Raw genomic sequence first — 20,102 nt, 5'->3', positions numbered from 1 at the left:
CTTGGCTCAAAATAAAAAACATATCGTGGTGCTTTCCGGCGCCGGTATCAGTGCCGAAAGCGGGCTAAAAACTTTTCGCGATGGCGATGGCCTGTGGATGGGTTATAATGTAGAAGATGTAGCCACTCCACGGGCCTTTAAAAAAGATCCACAACTGGTACTGGATTTTTATAACCAGCGCAGAAGGGATGTAGCAGCAGCAGTACCCAATGCAGCGCATAAAGGCCTGGCTGAACTGGAAAAAGATTTCAACGTAACCATTGTAACACAAAATATCGACGACCTGCACGAACGCGGCGGCAGCACCAATGTATTGCACCTGCATGGCGAAATATTCACCATGCGCAGTGTTGCAGATACCAGGACGATCTATGAAATAAGGGGCGATATCCAGCTGGGCGACCTGGCACCCGACGGATTTCAATTGCGGCCCAATATAGTATGGTTTGAGGAAGCCGTGCCCATGATGGAAGAAGCAGTGTTGCTGATGGACAGCTGCGATTATTTTGTAGTGGTGGGTACATCCTTACAGGTATATCCTGCGGCATCGCTGCTGCATTATGCACCGGCCCATCTGCCCAAATTCATCATCGATAAAAAAATACCGGCAGTAAACAATTATCCCAACCTGCATTTAATAGAAAAGCCCGCCACAGCAGGAGTGGAGGAGCTGCGGAAAATGCTGGCTGCAATATAACTGTGATTGTGGATTAATTAACAGTTAGCATTTTTTTTGCTTACCTGTAAGCCAATATCTTTGCAGGGAGCAAACCGCCATAATGAAAACTATTTATACACTTATCCTTGCAGCATTACTATTCAGCTGCAAAAAAACGATCAGCATAGATACCAATCCATATTCCAATGCCACCGTGTATGCGGCAGGTACTATTTTTAACGGCAGCAAAAAACTCGCCTGTGTATGGAAGAATGGCGTACCCACTATTATATCCGATGTAAACAATACGGCTTACGTAACCTCCATTGCAGTATCGGGCAATAATGATGTATACGTGGGCGGCAGCGAAGTAAAAGGCGGCAGCGGAGGTTTTAAAGAAGTGGCCACCATCTGGAAAAATGGAATACCGCTTTATCTTACCGATATCAGCAGCAATGCAGATAACACTGTAAGGGCATTATATCTTTCCGGCAATGATGTATACGCCTCAGGTAATTTTGAAAGCCGGGCAGCAGTATGGAAGAACGGCGCAGTGCAAAAATTAACTTCCGATTCATTGGCATCCTACGCCAATGGATTGTTTGTGCAGGGCAATGATGTATATGTAGTGGGTAGCATTATGGAAGTAGATTTTGTAAACGTAAAAATTAAACAAACCGCCGTACTGTGGAAGAATGGTGTAATGACAAAGATCTCCGATAAACAATCCAACGCAGTATCCGTATATGTTTCCGGTAATGATGTATATATCACCGGCCTAGCCATCAACGATAACAAAAAACTGGCGCCCACGCTTTGGAAAAATGGAACCCCAACTTTGCTGGAAAATAATACCACCGATGCAGAAGTAAGGGCATTGGCCGTATCGGGCACCAGCGTATACGTAGCAGGTAATATAGACAATGGAACAGGCCGTTACACCGCACGTGTATGGAAGAACAACACGCTATTCGGTTTCGACAATACAGGATACATCAACAATATTTTTGTTCTCGGGCAGGATATGTACGCCGTAGGTGCCATACCCAACGATTATGGGGGCAATAAAGCGGTACTATGGAAGAATGGGCGCTCCTACGAATATCCCGCAGCAAATGCAGCCCAGCAAAACGAGATCAACGCCTTATATGTAACACAGTAGCTATTGTAATTACTGCCGGCTGCTCTCTGTAAAACTAATGCCTGCCATCCGCAACTCCTGCAGCACCGGTTCATAAATGGCCTTGCTGGTAGGTATCTGCAAACCGGTAAGGGCAATAGTGCCGTTCAAAATTAATTTCGTGGCAATACCCAGCGGCAAACCCACCGTTTTAGCCATCGCCGTCCGCAAACTATCAGTACCGTCTACACGCAGCCAACTTTCAACCTTCAACTTTGAACCTTCAATTGTGTATTCGATCTCATGCAACATCACGATCATATCCTTATCCTGCGGCTGCATCGCCAGTTTGGCTTCGGCAGTAAATTGTAAAATATCAGCCGAGCATTGCGCCGCCTTTGGTAATTTAATATTGGCAGATAAACCCAAAAACTCAAACTGCGTTTTCAGCTCTTCTTCAAACTCTTCCGGCACATATAAAGAAATATATTCTTCCAGCTCCATTTCCCTGTTCTCAACCAGGTACAGTTTTCTTTCCAGCCAGTCGGCATAGGTTTCGCAATCCATAATATTATCATGGTCATCGGTATCGGTCAACCCAAGGTTCACAATATAATCCCAGCCACGGCAAAAAGCAGGGTAGCGCAGCGTGGTGCGTATAAAAGTTTCCGCATCCTGCAATTGGTACAAAGGGATATAGCCCAGCGAATCCCTGTTGGGGTACCAGGCCAGCTCACCCAACCCCGGGAACTGCACCGTTTCAGCATTTTCAAAAACCGTGTAATATTCTTTTTCTAAAACGGCCTCCTGTTCCTTATACACCGCACCGGCGCTGCCCGCCAAAATAATATTACGGGGGTTCCAGCTGATCTTATAATGCCAGGGATTATTATCACTATCCGGCGACACCAGGCCACCACAATGGCTTTTAAACGAAGTAATGGTACCACCCTTGGCCTTAATACCATCGATCATTTCCATAGCGCTCATATGATCGATACCGGGGTCCAGGCCCATTTCGCAGAGGAAAAGAATGTTTTTATTTTCGATTTCAGATTGTAGATTTCGGATCTGGTCATCTACGTACGAAGCAGTTAAAAGACTTTTGCCATAAGCAACGCAATCCTGCGCCACCAAAAAATGCAGGGCAGGGGGCATCATCGAAATTACAATATCAGCCTGCTGCACCAGTTCGGCCCTTTGTTCGCTCTTGGTAATATCCACCTGCACCGCAGTGGCAAAAGGCGAATTGTTGATCTTGGCCAGCACCTGGTTCTTATCCGCATCCGCTATCAGCACCTGCCAGCCCGCTACTGCAGCTTCCTGCAGCAAATAATCGATCAAAACGGTGGCAGATTTTCCCGCACCAAACAATAGTATCTTTTTCAAGCCTGATTTTTTTGCAATTTAGGCTATTTATGCTTGCAGAAAAGCGGTACTTTTTTGCGCCAAAAAAGCCCGGTTTTTCAATTAAAATAGCTTGTCCACAATTGGTTGTTAAATGTGTAAAAATAAGGGCCCTCAACACCGCATTTTACAAGGAAAAACGCCTTAAAATCGTTACTTTCGCCAACCCGTTCAACGGGGCAAAAAATATATGGAAAATAACGAAGAATTAAAAGATGGTAACCTCAACAACAGGGGCAAAATAATCCCTGTAAATATCGAGGAACAAATGAAAACTTCTTACATCGATTACAGCATGAGCGTGATCGTAGGCCGTGCCCTGCCGGATGTAAGAGATGGTTTTAAACCCGTTCACCGCCGCGTACTGTATGGCATGAACGAACTGGGCAACAACAGCAACAAACCTTATAAAAAATCGGCCCGTATCGTGGGTGAGGTAATGGGTAAATACCATCCGCACGGCGATGCGTCCATTTACGATACCATGGTGCGTATGGCGCAGGACTGGAATATGCGCTACACACTGGTGGATGGCCAGGGTAACTTTGGTAGTCCCGATGGCGACCCGCCGGCAGCTATGCGTTACACCGAGGTGCGTATGGAAAAATTTGCCGAAGCCATGCTGGATGATATAGAAAAAGAAACCGTGGATTTCCAGCTCAACTTCGATGATTCCTTACAGGAACCAACGGTGCTGCCTACACGTATACCGCAATTGCTGGTGAACGGCGCCAGCGGTATAGCCGTGGGTATGGCCACTAATATGATGCCGCACAACCTGAGCGAAGTGATCGACGCCTGTACAGCTTATATCGACGATAAAGAAATTTCTATCGAAGATCTTATCAAGCATGTAAAGGCACCCGACTTTCCAACCGGGGGCGTGATCTATGGATTTGAAGGCGTACGTGCAGCCCTGCATACCGGCCGTGGCCGTGTGGTGCTGCGTGGTAAAGTAAATGTGGAAACCGGCAAGAACGGCCGCGAAAAAGTAGTGATCTACGAAACACCTTACCAGGTAAACCGCGATCAGCTGACCGCAAAAATAGGAGAGCTGATCAACGAAAAACTGATAGAAGGCATCAGCGATGTAAACAACGAAAGTAACAAGGAGGGAACCCGTATAGTGGTGGACCTGAAGAAAGATGCAGTGGCACAGGTGGTCATCAACCAGTTGTACAAACAAACAGATCTGCAGACATCTTATGGTATCAACAACGTAGCCATTGTAAGGGGCAGGCCAAGGATACTGAACCTGAAAGACCTGATCAAAGAATTCATCGACTTCCGCCACGAAGTGGTGGTGCGCCGCACCCGCTACGAACTGCGTAAGGCAGAAGAAAGAGCGCATATACTGGAAGGTTATATCATAGCGCTGGACAACCTGGACGCCGTGATCAAACTCATCCGCGAATCATCCACACCGGCCATAGCGCAGGAAGGATTGATCAGCAACTTCGGTATGACGGAGATACAGGCCAAAGCAGTACTGGAACTGCGTTTGCAGCGCCTTACCGGTATGGAGATCGATAAGATCCGCGAAGAACATGCCGAAATAATGAAACTGATAGAAAGGTTGAAAGAGATACTGGCCAACGAAGGCTTGCGTTTCGAGATCATCAAGAACGAACTGGCCGAAGTAAAACAGAAATTCGGCGACGAACGCAAAACAGAGATCACTTACCTGGACGATGAGATCGGTATGCTGGACCTGATAGAAGAAGAAGACGTGGTGGTAACCATCTCTCACTTAGGCTATATCAAGCGCACATCGGCTACGGAGTACCGTCAGCAGCGCCGTGGCGGCCGCGGGGCCAAGGGCAGCAGCACCCGCCAGGAAGATTATATCGAACACCTGTTTGTGGCCAGCACCCACCATACCTTATTATTCTTTACCGAAAAAGGAAGGTGCTTCTGGTTGCCGGTATATCAAATTCCTGAAGGAGATAAGACCAGCAAGGGAAGAGCGATACAGAACCTGGTGCAGATACCGCCGGATGATAAAGTAAGGGCCATCATAGATGTGAAGGACTTTAAAGATGAGACCTACGTAAAAGGCCACTATATAGTATTGTGTACCAAAAAAGGTATCATTAAAAAGACCGACCTGGAAGATTTCAGCCGTCCGCGCCAGAGTGGTATCAATGCAATAACCATCCTGGAAGGCGACCAGTTACTGGCAGCTAGACTAACGGATGGCAACTGCGAAATAATGATGGCGGTAAAAAGTGGCCGGGCCATACGCTTTTCCGAAGAAAAAGTGCGCAGCACCGGCCGTGGTGGTATTGGCGTAGCGGGCATTGAAGTAGACGATGAAAATGATGAAGTGGTTGGGCTGGTATGCGTAAATAGGGAAGATAAAACCAAGACCATACTGGTGGTAAGCGAAAAAGGCTATGGCAAACGCACCCCGCTGGATGATGGCGAGGGCGAAGCCAACTACCGCGTGACCAACCGTGGTGGTAAAGGTGTAAAGACCATTAACGTGACCGATAAAACGGGCGGACTGGTAGGCCTGCTGGATGTAACCGAAAAAGAAGACCTGATGATAACCTGCGTAAGCGGTATCACCATCCGCATGAGTGTGGCCAGCGTAAGCAAGCAGGGACGTGCCACCCAGGGGGTAAAACTGATACGGGTTGACGAGGGCGACGCTATTGCAGCCATCACCCAACTGGACGAACAGGAAGAAGAAACCGGTGAAAATGGTAATGCAGAAGCAGGCACCACAGCACCGGAAGCAGACACTGATGCGCCAGGAACAGATAATACAGACAATACTGAATCAACTGATAACCAGTAAATGACAAGGAATAACTTACATAAAAAGTCAATAATAATCATTATTGGCTTTTTTTGTTTTATAGGGTATGCAAGGGCGCAAACCATTGAAGCCATCAGGGGCTTGTGGCAGCAGAACAGTCTTGCGCATGCCCGGCAGGCAGTGGATAGTTTTTTGCTGCAGCACCGTACCAGTGCCGAAGGCTGGCTGTTAAAAGCCATGATCTGCAACAGCATAGCCCGCTCACCGGAGTACCAATACCTGCTGGCCGATGCCCGTATGGAAGCCTGGCAAAGCCTGCAGCAGGCAGAAAAGCTGGGACCGGCCTATGTAGAAGCGCAGTTAAAGCCCACGGACTATGCCATGCCCAACGACCTGTACTATGGCTACACCAACGAAGCGCTGACCTATTACAACGCCGCCACCGAAAGCAACGACCGGAACCAGTACAGCGAAGCCCTGCAAAGATTTAAAAAAGCCGGCCTGGTAAGCGCCTATATATACGGCAAGGGCTGGGGGATGAATATGCCCGATACCAGCAATATTTATTACACTGCTAAAGCAGCCATATCGGCTGGAAAAGAAGAAGATGCACTGATCTACTCAAAAAAAATTGCAGATGCAGGCGTGTATAAAACCAGCGTGGCAAATGATGTGGAAACCATTTATCACTGGCTGGTATATTACTATAAACAAAAGCAGGAGGGCGCCGCATTTTTTAAATATGTGGAGCAGGGCCGCCAGCATTTTACTAACGATGTGTATTTTACCCTGGTAACCCTTGACTGGTACCGCAAGCAAAAGGATTATCCAAAATTGTTGGCCACCTACCAAACACAACCATCCAAACAATACCAATGGCAATACCTGCAAGATGTATACAATTACCTGTACACAAGCGGCCAAACCGTACCAAATCGGGCGGCCTTGCAAAAGCAATTGCTCGGCGGACTGTTAGATTACTTATTGCTACAGTCATTAGGCACCAACAACAACGCCGCCGAAGCCCGGCTGCTCATTGCCAAAGTGTATATCAACCAGGCCAGGGATAATAAAACCAGCCGGCGAAAATTGCTACAGCTATCAAATAGCCATCTGCAGAAGCTGATAAGCGATTATAGTAAAACCAACAGTAATACTTATAAAGAGGCGTTGAAACTGCTGGCACGTAATAACCGGGTATTGAAAGGATGATCGATGGCTATTTGAATTTATAAGAAGGGTTTGTATATTGGTACAAACTACACCCGTATGGCAGCAACTGTCATAAAATATAAAGACAAGGAAAAAGAAAAAGCCATCAACCTTTTAATGCACTATAATTCGATCGTTCAAAAAGGTCAGGCATTCCAATCAACATTTAATATTGCAGCAGATTACATGCGGCTATTCCTCGGGGAGCATTCAAATATATACCAATCATTTAAACAACTTGATACCAGGGATAAAAGCGAGCCGGAATTACAAAAGGAATTAAGCATGGCCAGCGAATTTCTGCAGGCAGCAGCCCAATATATAGCCGAAAATGGCGTTTACAAAGATCTGCAACTGCAGTTATTGCAACTGCAGATCAAAGATTCCAAAAGGAAATGGATCATCGGGGTCAGCAGTGCTATTGGCGGTGCACTGCTTGCAAATGCAAAAGATATACTCAACTATTTGTTATAACCGGGCCACAAAGCATCGCCCTCAATCAATCTAAAAAACGGTATCAACTTATCCTTACTTATTAAAACACCAGCTATGCCCAAAGACAAAAACGAAAGGACTCCGAGGATGCTCATCATCCTGATCGTATTCTTTGTTTTAATAATCATTTATTACAGCGGGTGTAATTTTCATAGGTTCACCAGATAGGAGTTGATTGTTATTTGTGACAGGCGAGCTGTTTTGAGCCTAATTAAATGGGCAATGAGTTGCTCAATGATTTTTGATCAGAGCTGGCATTGGAGGTAAAGCTTGGTTTCAGGTGCAGCGGCTATTTAACATAATATTAATTATAGGATAAAAGCGCCAATCGCACTAAGGCAATTAGTTGAATATCAATAATGTACATTTTTCAGTCTTTGTCCTATAATTTAATATTATGTCGGCGCTCCTGCGTCGCTTGCCCCGGGTAAATAGAAAGGATGGTTATACAACACATTTTTTCAGGAAAGCAAGCCCTGTAGTCAGATACAAAGGAATATCCAGCAAAAGGGAAAGCACCAGCAAAACAACTATTACCCCCAGCATCACCCATTGCAAATACTGATCACGAAAAGCATACCGTGCTACGTCCTTAGCCGTACCGCTAAATGTTCGTTTGCCATTTTGGTAATAGCAACGCTCTGGTTTTGTTGGCGGCGGCTTGGGAATATGTTTTTTTCGTTTTGCCATGGTAATATGGTGTATGCTTAGCAAACGGGTAAGTTATTGCTGATTGATAAACTGCTTTATAACCTGACGTGACTGTATTAATTGCTGCTCCAGCTCCTCACATGCTTCCCACAATTGCTGCGCTGTTTTTAGTTCCTCTTTTAGTTCCCTTACTTGCTTGTACTGCTCTGGTTGCAGCAGGTATTGGTTCTGCTTAATAATACTGACAGAAGTGCTCCAAATATCCTCATCCGCAGTATTGGTTTTAATCTGATCAATCCATTCGCCCAGTTTGCTTTCTGCATCAAAAAACTGCTTCCCTTTTTGATCAACAGCCGCATCCATAAAATATACTGGCTGATTGTCTTTCCTCGACTTGCTGAAAAACAATATAGCAGAGGCAATTTTAGTATTGGCAAACAAATCGCCGGGTAGTTTTACCACCATATCCAGCAAGTTCATATCCACTATTTCTTTCACCAGTGCTTCCACTACCGTATTGTGCGACGACAGGTATATTACAGGCACTATTACTGCAGCTTTTCCTTTTTTCGAAAGGCTGCTGAGTATATGACAAATAAAACCAACATCCAGCCGGTTAGAGCCTTGGGCCATCCGCAACCAGTTACCGGTTATAACACCTGGTAAAGCAGGATCTGCAGTATTCCTGGTACCAAATGGTGGATTGCTGATGATATAATCAAACTCCTGCGCCCTATCCATTTTAGTTTCGTTATTAACGCAGTCAATTAATAATTCTTCGGCTTTTCCAAGCAATAAAAAACGAAGCAGCATTATTTTCTGCGTAAGCCTCTCTGCAGGAAGCATACCTTTTATCCTTGCACTATTTATTTTTTCGGCAACGGCAGCCAGCATATTACCCGTTCGTGGATAAGGATCGTATACAGATGTGCCATCCTCTACCACGAGGTACTGCACCATAGCGTTCACTACTGCCTTAGGCGTAAGATGCCCGGCTTCACTCCTGGGGTCGGCTACCTGGGTTTCGAGGTAATCAGCCACATCTATCAACACCTGTTTATCTCCATGCCGGTTGCGAAAGTAAATCCATGTATCGGAGGTAAATCGCCATAGTTCATCTGGCAGATTATCCAGGTTTTCTTTATCAGTCAGCATCAACCCTTTTAGCAAAGCTGAATATTGTTTTTCACAGCCTCGCAAAGCTGTTGCTATTGCTTTTGGCGTTACACTGCGACGCATTACGTTCTGGTACGCCATCCCTGGATCCGTGTTTTTTAAACCATTGCCTTTGGCTTCTTCTCTAACCGAAACAAGCTCCCACATCATCAGCGAAAGCAACAGATCATAAAGACTTTCAGGCCTGCGACCATAGCGCTGGTAGTAACCGGTTAACTTATGAAGCAGGTCTTTGATATGCGCTTTCATTGTATGTGATTTTGAATATATTCCTCACAATAGCTGTTGGCAAATTCCGCCCTCGCTTTTATTAAATGCTGCATCAGCTTTTCTTCTGCCGCAATAGCTGCATCAAAGGAGCAAAGATGTTGCTGATCGGCAAGGCTCAGCACCGGCACCGGCAAGCCACCCAGCACTGCTTTGGTAACAGAGGGAATGACACTACCTTTAAGATTGGCCATAAAATAATTACGGGCTACAGGTTGTTTCAAGTACCACTGCATATACTGGGGCAGCAGATACGGTTTCAGGGTCAGCACATAAAAGGCCGAAGTGGCGACCATTGGTCCATACTCAGGCTTATATAGAAACACCGGCAAGCGGGTGCCCTTGTTCATCACTGCCAGCTCCCCATCTTTAAGCAAGTGTTTTTGCAAATGCGGTATTTCCCAATCAGCCAGGTGCAGCATATCTGCTTCCGGAGCTACATTATCGGCATCCGGCAAATCGCGGGGCTGCAACACACCTATTGTTCCTTTAGTATAGCCCTCCATTGCGCCTTTAAAGGTTTGCCCAGTTCTGATATAGCAACAGTCTGACAATAAAATGTAACCTTTATTCATGATGCAAAAATAAAAAGGAGACGCCAACAAACAAAATCTCCATGCAATAATGGAGAAAAATATTTTACCACCTCTAGCGCCACATTTCCTGCCTTGTGATGATATATAAAAACTAAGAATTAAATAAATAGCGACCGCTTAAATTAATGTACATTAGCTGATTAAAGTAATTGATAGGTAATTTGAAGATTGGCGACCATTCACTACCCTTTTACCCACTGAAAAACTTAAATTTGCCACCCTAACAAATTACTACTCTCAACAATATTTTATTATATGCTAAAGCAAAATGACAGGGTTCGTTTTAAGGATGCAGAAAAAGACAGTCAGTATGGAGTGCTCGTTATTTTTTCTATTAAAGGGCAATATGCAACTATAGGCAACGGAAGTTATGAAGCAATGAGCCAAAATATGATGACCGTGCTGTTAGCTGAACTCAAACCCGCTGAATAAATTATTATCCCTTTCACACTCCCCCAATGGCCAAACAAAAAAAATCCCCCACCGAAGAGCCCCTCGAAAAGCAGCTATGGAAAGCCGCCGACAAGCTGCGTAAAAACATAGACGCTGCCGAATACAAACACATCGTACTCGGCCTCATTTTCTTAAAATACATATCCGACGCCTTCGAAGAGCAATACGCCAAACTACAGGCCGAAGCAGCCCAGGGCGCCGACCCCGAAGACCGCGACGAATACAAGGCCGACAACATATTCTTTGTGCCCCCATCCGCCCGCTGGACCTTTCTGCGCAACAGCGCCAAGCAAAGCACCATCGGCAAAATAGTTGACGATGCCATGGACGCCATAGAGCGGGAAAACAACCAGCTAAAAGGCGTACTGCCCAAAGTATTTGCCCGCCAAAACCTCGACCCCACCAGCCTCGGCGAACTCATAGACCTGGTAGGCAACATAGCCCTCGGCGATGTAAAAAGCCGCAGTGCCGACGTGCTGGGCCATGTGTTCGAATACTTCCTCGGCGAGTTTGCCCTGGCCGAAGGCAAAAAGGGCGGACAGTTCTACACCCCACGCAGCGTAGTAGAGCTATTGGTAGAAATGCTGGAGCCCTACAAAGGCCGTGTGTTCGACCCCTGCTGCGGATCGGGCGGCATGTTTGTACAAAGCGAAAAATTTGTAGAAGACCACCGCGGCAAAATCAACGACATATCCATCTACGGGCAAGAGAGCAACCAAACCACCTGGCGCCTCGCCAAAATGAACCTCGCCATCCGCGGCATCGACAGCACACAGGTAAAGTGGAACAGCGAAGGATCCTTCCTCAACGATGCCCACCGCGACCTCAAGGCCGATTATATCATTGCCAACCCACCCTTCAACGTAAGCGACTGGGGCGGCGAGCTGCTGCGTAGCGATGGCCGCTGGCAATACGGCACCCCACCCGTGGGCAATGCCAACTTTGGCTGGCTGCAGCATTTCATCTACCACCTGGCCCCCAGCGGGCAGGCAGGCGTGGTGCTGGCCAAGGGCGCCCTTACCTCCAAAACCAGCGGCGAGGGCGACATACGCAAGGCCCTGGTAGAAGCCGGCCTTATCGACTGCATTGTAAACCTGCCCGCCAAGCTCTTCCTCAATACCCAAATACCCGCCGCCCTGTGGTTTATGGCCCGCAACCGCAAAAATGGCAAGTACCGCAACCGCAGCGGCGAAATACTTTTTATAGATGCCCGCAACCTGGGCCACCTCATCAACCGGCGCACCCGCGAGCTATCCGAAGCCGATATACTGCACATAGCCAACACCTACCACCAGTGGCGCAACCCCGATGGCCACTATGCCGATGTGCCTGGCTTTTGCGCCTCGGCCCCCATCAGCAAGGTGCAGGCGCTCGATTATGTGCTTACCCCCGGCCGCTACGTGGGCCTGCCCGACGAGGAAGACGATTTTAACTTTGCCGAACGCTTTACCGCACTAAAGGCCCAGCTCGATGCACAGCTACAAGAAGAAACACAGCTTAACAAAACCATTGCCGCCAACCTGCTAAAAATTAAGATAGATGCGTAGTGTAGTTGATATCATTATTTGGGCGTGCCCCCATGAAGCGAAAGCCCCGGCGCACATACCCACGCAGCTTTCTGCTTCAAGGGGTCGGGCTATGCAGGGCTTCGCTTCGCTACGGTGCTGCGCACTGCTTCCTTACGTCGCACCCTTACTATCCCTCACGCAGGGCGAAACACTTAAAAATGAATGGCTATGAGTGAATGGAAAGAAACTGAATTTGGGCTCGTTCCTGATAACTGGGAAACTGTAACTGTAGGGGATCTTGTTGAACAAAACATCCTTGAGAAACCTATGGACGGCAATCACGGTAATATCCATCCCAAAGGAAGCGATTTTATTACAACTGGAATTCCATTTGTAATGGCTTCTGATATTAATAATGGTAAACTTGACATAACTAATTGTTCTTTTATTAGTGAAAAGCTAGCCAGAACATTACAAAAGGGGTTTTCTATACAAGGTGATGTTTTATTGACACACAAAGCATCATTAGGAAGAACAGCAATTGTTGGCAAAATTGATACGCCTTTTATTATGCTTACCCCACAGGTAACATATTATCGGATTAAAAAAGAAAATAAGTTAGATCGATACTTTTTAAAGTATTTTTTTGATTGTCCTTCATTTCAAGCTATCCTTGAGAATCATGGAAACAGTGGGTCAACACGTGCATATGTTGGAATAACGGCACAAAGAGAACTTCCAATATTATTGCCACCCATAATAGACCAAAAAACAATAGCCTCTATCCTCAGCAGCCTCGACGATAAAATAGACCTGCTACACCACCAGAATGCTACACTTGAAAAAATGGCAGAAACCTTGTTCCGGCAATCGTTTGTAGAGGAAGCAAAGGAAGAATGGGAAGACGGTAATATTTATAATTTCATTGATGTAGTTTACGGATTTCCGTTTAAATCAAAATATTTCAATGAAGAACAAAAAGGTTTACCTCTAATTAGGATTAGGGATTTAAAAGATGGTTATTCAAACATTTATACTGACGAAGAATGTGATGACAAATTTATCATTCATAACGGTGATTTAGTTGCCGGAATGGATGGCGAATTCAGACTCTATATTTGGTCTGGCGTCAAATCAGTTTTGAATCAGAGGGCTTGTAAATTTGTTCCAAAATATGATTATGTACCTAAGTTCTATGTTTTTTCTATTATGAAACCTCATTTACATTATTATGAAAATACAAAAGTTGGAACAACTGTAATTCATTTAGGAAAATCTGATATTGACGATATTAAGATATCAATTCCACCTAAAGAACTTCTTGTGAAATATGGAAATATTACTGACAAATGGTTCGATAAAATAAAAAATAATAACAACCAAATCCGCACCCTCACCACCCTGCGAGACACACTGCTGCCCAAGCTCATGAGCGGCGAAGTACGGGTAGCGGCCGATTAATTATCGTTCGCTATTGTTGCCATACTTGCGGGTGCCATCCGTGCGGATGATCAGTTGGCGGTGGCGGCATTCAATGGTTATCACCTGCCCGCCTTCAAAGCCCATATCCTGCAGCCACTTGCCGCACAGGTTAATGGTGGGGAACACCACGTGCGAAGATCCGTTATACACCCCCTGCCGGGCAAAGTATTTGTTGCAGATGGTGAGTTGCCTGGTGGGCGTGTGGGTAGGTACGTTTTCAATAGTTGCCATGATGGTAGATTTTGCGTTTTTTTGTTAGCACAAAGCACCCAATTAGGCAAGGCATAAACCAGTTGAGCCCCGTATATTTCAGGCAGTGTAAGCCGGTAAATTATCCTTGCCGGCGGGCATAAAATATTCACAGCAAAACCGTTACATTTGTCATTATTATAATTAATAAGTCATACACTATGCAAAAAATACACGAAGGCCGCAACGTGAAGCGATTCAGGGAAATGCTGGGCATAAAGCAGGAGGCGCTGGCCTTTGAGCTGGGCGACGAGTGGAACCAGAAAAAAATATCCCTGCTCGAAGCCAAAGAAAGCATAGACACACCCCTTTTATCGCAAATATCAGCAGCCTCAAAATACCCGTAGAAGCATTTCAGAATTTTGATGAAGAACAAGCCGTGAATGTGATTGCAAATACAATTGATAATGGAGCAATCGGTTATCAGCGTAACGATTCCTGCACCTTCCACCCCATCGACAAACTGCTACAGCTACACGAAGAAAAGATAGCCCTGTACGAGCGCATGCTCAAAGAAAAGGATGACATGATGGCGAGGTTGGAGGTGCTGGTGAAGGGGAAGTAAAGTAACTTTGTGCCCGATTCGGAAATTTTAAAAAATCACAACATAACCAAAGATGATTACTGAGGCTAAAGTACAGGAATTGATTGCCGATATGGAGAGCGACTGGATAGAGCGAACTGTTTCTATCAGGGAAGATAAACTGGGGCCTGCGGTTTGTGCATACTCCAACGATTTTCCCAATCACAAGCATGCCGGCTATATTCTTTTAGGAGTAAAAGATGATGGTACATTGGCGGGCATGACATGGACAGATGAACAATTGCAGAACATTGGAAATATAAAAAGCAATGGCAACATATTACCCCAGCCTTCCATCGTGGTAAGTCCTGTTTTTAATTTTCCCCAGGGCCAGGTGGTTGTTATACAAGTTAATCCTTCTACATATCCTCCGGTAAGGTTTGATGGACGGTGCTGGATAAGAATAGGCCCGCGAAGAAGTCGTGCAACCTTGGAAGAAGAGCGCATGCTGACCGAGCGGAGAGCTTCGTTTGCCAAAACTTATGATTTGGTACCTGCCTTAGGCGCTAAATTGGATGATTTAAGTATTGAGCATTTTAAATTGAGTTATTTACCCTATGCAATAGATAAAGAAACTTTAGCAGAAAATGGTAGAAGTACTGAAGAACAATTAGCTTCTCTGCGATTTTATGATACAAGGGAAAACTGCCCTACCAATGCAGGTATTCTTGTTTTTGGTCTCAATCCTGAATTTTATCTGCCCGGTGCTTATATTCAGTACATCAAGTTTTCGGATAAAGAAATGACGAGTGATGTGGAATTTGAAAAAAAGTTTTCGGGAGCGCTGATAACAGAATTACAGTCGTTAGACGAGTTTATTAAAAGTAACATCATTAAAGATAGGCCTGTAAAAATTAAAGATTCGTTTCAGGAAGAAACCATCCGCAATTATCCTTATTGGGCTTTAAGAGAACTAGCGATGAATGCTGTAATGCATAGAAATTATGAATCGAATGCGCCCATTTACATCTATGAATTTTCAGATCGTATCGAAATCATAAACCCAGGTGGGTTGTACGGTGAGGCTACGCCGCAAAACTTTCCTAATGCCAGCGACTATAGAAATGTAGTGTTGGCAGAAGCTATGAAAACGCTGGGATACGTTAACCGCTTTAATTATGGGGTGAAAAGAGCAAAAGATGAATTGGTAAGAAGTGGAAATGGAGAACCGGATTTCGATTTATCATTAACTACCAAATTCAAGGTTACGATCCCCATAAACCAGCACTGGCAATGAGAACAATTACTTTTTTTAACAATAAAGGAGGCGTAGGAAAAACAACAACCGTTTATCATGTAGCGTGGATGCTGTCTGAAATGGGAATAAAAACCATTGCAGTTGATTTAGACCCGCAGTCGAACCTGACCTCCATGTTTTTAACTGATGAAAGGTTAGAAGAAGTGTATGAAAGCAGTTCGCCTGTTACTGTTTTAGATGCCATTATTCCTATTGTTAATGGAGATCAGGCTGTTCCCGTTCATATCGAAAACATCAACTCCAGTTTAGGTTTAATATTGGGGAACCTGGCTTTATCTACGTTTGAGGATACATTAAGCGATGCATGGTTAAAATGCCTGAATAGTGAAATCTATTCTTTTAAAGTTACCAGCATTTTTAAAACAATTATTGACGAAGCAGCCCAACGGTTTGATGCAGAGATTGTGCTGATTGATGTTGGCCCAAACCTCGGCGCTATTAACAGAGCTGTTACAATCAGTTCAGACTACATTATTATGCCGGTTGCTTCTGATCTGTTCTCCCTTCAGGGTATTAAAAACTTAGGTACTACCCTCAATCAATGGAAAAGACAATGGAATCAGCGAAAAGATCTGAAGCCACAAAATCTAACCATACAAATACCCGAAAATAATACCAGCGCTGCAGGATATATTGTGATGCAGTATTCTGCTAAAGAAAGTCGCCCTGTAAAAGCATATTTGAAATGGGCAAACAGGATACCTGGTTTCTTTAAAGAGTTTGTGTTAAATGATTCAAATATTGAAACAATATCGGTTGACAGTGATAGTAACTGTATAGCATTACTAAAGCATTTCCGAAGCCTGGCTCCTATGTCGATGGAAGTTCACAAACCCATTTTTCTGTTAAAACCGGGTGACGGAGCAATAGGTGCCCATGTGTATGCCGTGAAGGCAAGCTACGATGAGTTCGCAATTTTGACACTAAAAATGCTCAATAGGTGCCCTTAAATTCTATCGTAACTCTTTTGTTTCATGACCCACATTTCCGAAAATCATATCGAACTCCTCACCATCGAGCGCCTCGAAGCGCTGGGTTACGAATACATCTACGGCCCCGATATAGCCCCCGATAGCGAAACACCCGAGCGCAGCAGCTTTGAGCAGGTATTGTTGATTGATCGCTTACGCCAAGCTGTGCGCAAGATCAATCCGCACATAGATGCCGATGCGCAGGAAGAAGCCATTCGCGAAATACAACGCATAGCCTCGCCCGAGCTCATTGCCAACAACGAAACCTTTCACCGCCTGCTTACCGAAGGCATACCCGTTACCAAACAAAAAGACGGCGAAGAACGTGGCGACCGGGTATGGCTCATCGATTTCAGCAATTCGCACAACAACGAGTTCCTGGTAGTAAACCAGTACACCATTATAGAAAACGGGCACAACAAGCGCCCCGATGTGCTGCTGTTTGTAAACGGCATACCACTGGTGCTGATGGAGCTAAAAAATGCAGCCGATGAAAACGCCAGCATCCGCTCGGCACACAAGCAGGTAGATACTTACAAAAGCATCATCCCAACCCTGTTTACCTACAACAGTTTTGTGGTTATATCCGATGGGCTGGAAGCCCGTACCGGCTCACTATCGGCAGGGCTTAGCCGCTATATGGCCTGGAAAAGCGCCGACGGCAAAGCAGAAGCATCGCACCTCATCAGCCAGTTGGAAACGCTGATACAGGGCATGCTCAATAAAGAAACATTGATAGACCTAATAAGGCACTTTATTGTTTTTGAAAAATCGAAAAAAGAAGATCCTGTAACCGGCGTTACCAGCATAGCTACGGTAAAAAAGCTGGCGGCCTATCACCAGTATTACGCAGTAAATCGTGCCGTAGCTTCCACCATTCGTGCAGCTGGTCTTGACGCAGAAGAAGAATCACTGCCTGTTGTTGAAGAAGATCCTGCACACTATGGTATAGCCAGTGTAAAATCCCAACCCATTGGCGACCGCAAAGGCGGCGTGGTATGGCATACGCAGGGCAGCGGCAAATCGCTGTCTATGGTATTCTACACCGGCAAAATTGTGCTGGCCATGAACAATCCTACCATACTGGTCATCACCGATCGCAACGATCTCGACGATCAGCTCTTCGATACCTTCGCAGCTTCCAAGCAACTGCTGCGACAGGAACCCGTGCAGGCCGAAGACCGCAACCACCTGAAAGAATTGCTGCGTGTAGCCTCGGGCGGTGTAGTGTTTACTACCATTCAAAAGTTTCAGCCCGAAGAAGGCAACGTGTACGAATTGCTTTCGCAACGAAAAAATATAGTGGTAATAGCCGATGAAGCACACCGCACCCAATACGGGCTAAAAGCCAAAACACAGGATGTAAAAGATTATAAAGGCAATGTAACCGGGCAAAAAATTGTGTATGGTTTTGCCAAATACATGCGTGATGCCCTGCCCAATGCCACCTACCTGGGTTTTACGGGTACACCTATTGAGAACACAGATGTAAACACGCCTGCTGTATTCGGCAACTATGTAGATATTTACGACATAGCGCAGGCTGTGGAAGATGGCGCTACCGTGCGCATATTTTACGAAAGCCGCCTGGCCAAAGTAAACCTGAGCGAAGAAGGCAAGCAACTGGTAGAAGAACTGGACGATGAGCTGGACCAGGAAGACCTGACCAATACACAAAAAGCCAAAGCCAAATGGACACAGTTGGAAGCTTTGATAGGCAGCGGCAAGCGCATTGCTAATATTGCCAACGATATAGTAAACCATTTTGAGCAACGCCAGACCGTATTTGAAGGCAAGGGCATGATTGTAGCCATGAGCCGTCGAATAGCGGCTGAGTTATACGAGGCCATCATCAAACTAAGGCCCGAATGGCATTCCAACGAACTCAACAAAGGTGTAATAAAAATAGTGATGACTGCTGCATCTTCGGATGGAGCGGCTATATCAAAACATCATACCACCAAAGAGCAGCGCCGCAAACTGGCCGACCGCATGAAAGACCCAGATGATGAACTGAAGCTCGTGATTGTAAGGGACATGTGGCTGACCGGCTTTGATGCGCCCAGCATGCATACACTCTACATCGATAAACCTATGAAGGGTCACAACCTGATGCAGGCAATCGCAAGAGTAAACCGGGTGTATAAAGACAAACCCGGCGGCCTGATTGTAGACTACCTGGGCATTGCATCCGATCTTAAAAAAGCGCTTTCCTTCTATGCCGATGCAGGTGGTAAAGGTGATCCAACAGTATTGCAGGAGCAGGCTGTACAACTGATGCTGGAAAAAATAGAAGTCATATCTCAGATGTATGAAGGTTTCGCTTACGAAGATTTTTTCGAGGCTGATACATCCCGCAAACTATCACTCATACTCGCCGCCGAAGAGCATATTTTGGGATTGGACGATGGCAAGAAACGCTATATTAATGAAGTAACAGCATTAAGCCAGGCCTTCGCCATAGCCATCCCACACGATCAGGCTATGGATGCCAAAGATGAAGTGGCTTTCTTCCAGGCTGTGAAAGCCCGTCTGGCAAAATTCGACAGCACCGGATCCGGCCGTACGGATGAGGAAATAGAAACCACCATCCGGCAGGTAATTGATAAAGCATTGGTGTCTGAACAGGTGATCGATGTATTCGATGCAGCAGGAATTAAGAAACCAGATATTTCTATCTTATCTGAAGACTTCCTGATGGAACTGAAAGGTATGGAGCACAAGAATGTGGCATTGGAAGTATTGAAAAAACTGCTGAACGATGAAATAAAAGCCTGGGCAAAGAAGAACCTGGTAAAAAGCAAAACATTGATGGAGATGTTGGAACAGTCCATCAAAAAATACCACAACAAAATACTCACAGCCGCCGAAGTAATAGATGAACTCATTAAGCTGAGCAAAGACATTGTACAAATAGACAATGAAGCACAACAAATGAACCTTAGCGATTATGAGTATGCTTTCTACACCGCAGTAGCCAACAACGACAGTGCCCGCCAACTAATGCAGCACGATAAACTACGCGAACTCGCCGTAGTACTCACCGAAACCATCCGTCAAAACGCAACCATCGACTGGACCATCAAGGAAAGTGTAAAAGCTAAGCTGAAAGTTGCTGTAAAGCGCATTCTTCGCCAGTTTGGCTATCCACCTGATATGCAGATGCTGGCTACGGAAACGGTATTGAAGCAGGCGGAAATGATTGCGAATGAGTTGACAACTTTGTAAGTATATTCATTTTAGCACCTGTCT

General features: G+C 45.5%; 18 protein-coding genes. 13 read left to right on the top strand and 5 right to left on the bottom strand.

Annotated features, from left to right (window positions below):
• Position 1 precedes the first annotated feature (1 nt).
• Together QM738_RS20150 and QM738_RS20145 are read left to right on the top strand one after the other, a co-directional pair.
• Positions 2–697 (top strand): SIR2 family NAD-dependent protein deacylase, encoded by a 696-nt coding sequence (locus QM738_RS20150; RefSeq protein WP_462278549.1) that lies wholly within the window; start codon positions 2–4, stop codon positions 695–697.
• Positions 698–779: 82 nt separating this feature from the next.
• Positions 780–1,820, top strand: coding sequence for a hypothetical protein (locus QM738_RS20145; protein WP_462278548.1), 1,041 nt, complete (start codon positions 780–782; stop codon positions 1,818–1,820).
• Between the two features lie 9 nt (positions 1,821–1,829).
• Here QM738_RS20145 and QM738_RS20140 read toward each other — a convergent pair whose 3' ends face one another.
• Positions 1,830–3,167: a saccharopine dehydrogenase C-terminal domain-containing protein gene (locus tag QM738_RS20140; protein WP_462278547.1), complete on the bottom strand. Its 1,338-nt coding sequence runs from the start codon at positions 3,165–3,167 to the stop codon at positions 1,830–1,832.
• Between the two features lie 208 nt (positions 3,168–3,375).
• Between QM738_RS20140 and gyrA the strand changes: the two genes are divergently transcribed.
• Genes gyrA through QM738_RS20125 form a run of 3 tightly spaced genes read left to right on the top strand, consistent with a single transcriptional unit; the run spans position 3,376 to position 7,635 of the window.
• Complete coding sequence (gene gyrA / locus QM738_RS20135; protein ID WP_462278546.1) at positions 3,376–5,988, top strand: DNA gyrase subunit A; 2,613 nt, start codon at positions 3,376–3,378, stop codon at positions 5,986–5,988.
• A complete protein-coding gene (locus tag QM738_RS20130; RefSeq protein ID WP_462278545.1) occupies positions 5,989–7,161 on the top strand; it encodes a hypothetical protein in 1,173 nt (390 codons plus the stop codon).
• 57 nt (positions 7,162–7,218) lie between these two features.
• The gene (locus QM738_RS20125; RefSeq protein ID WP_462278544.1) at positions 7,219–7,635 is read left to right on the top strand and encodes a hypothetical protein; all 417 of its coding nucleotides are present in this window, start codon (positions 7,219–7,221) and stop codon (positions 7,633–7,635) included.
• A 465-nt stretch (positions 7,636–8,100) separates the two neighbouring features.
• Here QM738_RS20125 and QM738_RS20120 read toward each other — a convergent pair whose 3' ends face one another.
• The 3 genes from QM738_RS20120 to QM738_RS20110 are packed head-to-tail and all read right to left on the bottom strand — an operon-like array spanning position 8,101 to position 10,256.
• Positions 8,101–8,346 carry a hypothetical protein gene (locus QM738_RS20120; RefSeq protein WP_462278543.1) on the bottom strand — a complete coding sequence of 82 codons (246 nt, stop codon included), beginning with the start codon at positions 8,344–8,346 and terminating at the stop codon, positions 8,101–8,103.
• Between the two features lie 33 nt (positions 8,347–8,379).
• Positions 8,380–9,732, bottom strand: coding sequence for an N-6 DNA methylase (locus QM738_RS20115; protein ID WP_462278542.1), 1,353 nt, complete (start codon positions 9,730–9,732; stop codon positions 8,380–8,382).
• A complete protein-coding gene (locus QM738_RS20110; protein WP_462278541.1) occupies positions 9,729–10,256 on the bottom strand; it encodes a restriction endonuclease subunit S in 528 nt (175 codons plus the stop codon). The genes QM738_RS20115 and QM738_RS20110 overlap by 4 nt, the downstream gene beginning before the upstream one ends.
• A gap of 345 nt (positions 10,257–10,601) precedes the next feature.
• Here QM738_RS20110 and QM738_RS20105 point away from each other — a divergent pair, with 345 nt between their 5' ends.
• From QM738_RS20105 to QM738_RS20095, 3 genes are all read left to right on the top strand, one after another.
• Positions 10,602–10,778 (top strand): hypothetical protein, encoded by a 177-nt coding sequence (locus tag QM738_RS20105; protein ID WP_462278540.1) that lies wholly within the window; start codon positions 10,602–10,604, stop codon positions 10,776–10,778.
• A 26-nt stretch (positions 10,779–10,804) separates the two neighbouring features.
• Positions 10,805–12,346 carry a type I restriction-modification system subunit M gene (locus QM738_RS20100; protein ID WP_462278539.1) on the top strand — a complete coding sequence of 514 codons (1,542 nt, stop codon included), beginning with the start codon at positions 10,805–10,807 and terminating at the stop codon, positions 12,344–12,346.
• A gap of 189 nt (positions 12,347–12,535) precedes the next feature.
• Positions 12,536–13,768, top strand: coding sequence for a restriction endonuclease subunit S (locus QM738_RS20095; RefSeq protein ID WP_462278538.1), 1,233 nt, complete (start codon positions 12,536–12,538; stop codon positions 13,766–13,768).
• On the opposite strand, the gene QM738_RS20090 is transcribed toward QM738_RS20095, so the two are convergent.
• On the bottom strand, positions 13,769–14,020 hold the full coding sequence (locus tag QM738_RS20090; protein ID WP_462278537.1) for a SymE family type I addiction module toxin: 252 nt from the start codon (positions 14,018–14,020) through the stop codon (positions 13,769–13,771).
• A gap of 179 nt (positions 14,021–14,199) precedes the next feature.
• Here QM738_RS20090 and QM738_RS20085 point away from each other — a divergent pair, with 179 nt between their 5' ends.
• From QM738_RS20085 to QM738_RS20065, 5 genes are read left to right on the top strand one after another with little or no spacing between them, the layout of a single operon-like run.
• Positions 14,200–14,385, top strand: coding sequence for a hypothetical protein (locus QM738_RS20085; protein ID WP_462278536.1), 186 nt, complete (start codon positions 14,200–14,202; stop codon positions 14,383–14,385).
• A gap of 32 nt (positions 14,386–14,417) precedes the next feature.
• Complete coding sequence (locus QM738_RS20080; RefSeq protein ID WP_462278535.1) at positions 14,418–14,603, top strand: hypothetical protein; 186 nt, start codon at positions 14,418–14,420, stop codon at positions 14,601–14,603.
• 52 nt (positions 14,604–14,655) lie between these two features.
• On the top strand, positions 14,656–15,858 hold the full coding sequence (locus QM738_RS20075; protein WP_462278534.1) for an ATP-binding protein: 1,203 nt from the start codon (positions 14,656–14,658) through the stop codon (positions 15,856–15,858).
• Positions 15,855–16,829 carry a ParA family protein gene (locus QM738_RS20070; protein ID WP_462278533.1) on the top strand — a complete coding sequence of 325 codons (975 nt, stop codon included), beginning with the start codon at positions 15,855–15,857 and terminating at the stop codon, positions 16,827–16,829. The genes QM738_RS20075 and QM738_RS20070 overlap by 4 nt, the downstream gene beginning before the upstream one ends.
• A gap of 24 nt (positions 16,830–16,853) precedes the next feature.
• A complete protein-coding gene (locus QM738_RS20065; RefSeq protein WP_462278532.1) occupies positions 16,854–20,078 on the top strand; it encodes a type I restriction endonuclease subunit R in 3,225 nt (1,074 codons plus the stop codon).
• The last annotated feature ends 24 nt before the right edge of the window (positions 20,079–20,102 follow it).

Origin of the sequence: Ferruginibacter sp., from assembly GCF_049840995.1 — a bacterium.
In the GTDB taxonomy this organism is placed as follows: domain Bacteria; phylum Bacteroidota; class Bacteroidia; order Chitinophagales; family Chitinophagaceae; genus Ferruginibacter.
Note: the sequence above shows the minus strand (reverse complement) of the source record. Positions and strands in the feature narration are given on the sequence as shown.